Raw genomic sequence first — 499 nt, forward strand, 5'->3', positions numbered from 1 at the left:
CTCCGGAAGCTGGTCGGCATAGCATCCAATGCCGTGGTCCACGCCGATCTTCATGGCGCTGGGGGACAGCAGCTTCTCAAAGCTCGTCTGGCCGATGTGCCCCGTGGTGAAGCCGTGATCGGCAACCAGTGCCGGTCCGTCTGCATAGGCCACCGCCAAATTGGCCGCCTCCAGCGCTTTGCGATCCAGGGCTCCGAAGTCGCCGCGCACCGGCGGCGCCGTCCATTCACGCGAGCAGAATGCCTCCTCGCCGCCGATGTAAATCGGTAGCCCGGCTTTGAGCTTGCCGCTGTTTTGCCTCAGGAAGCCGGCGAGACCGCCAAAATGATCGTAGTGACCGTGGCTCAAGACAAGGGCGTTGAACTCGGCCGGATCGATGCCAACGAGGTTGGCGTTGTTGACCAGCGCGTCCGGTGTGAAGCCAAAATCCATCAGGACATTTCGCGTCTCGGTGCCGCGCCGGGTCTCGACGTGCATCGACAGGCCGAACTCGCTGATC

Annotated in this window: 1 protein-coding gene; it reads right to left on the minus strand. The window is 62.9% G+C overall.

All coding sequences use genetic code 11. The annotated features are described in order from the left end of the window. A partial coding sequence (locus ACZBJS_RS42755) for an MBL fold metallo-hydrolase (RefSeq protein WP_463440360.1) occupies window positions 1–499 on the minus strand: 499 nt, incomplete at both ends.

Source organism: Bradyrhizobium sp. KZN70725 (assembly GCF_055264925.1).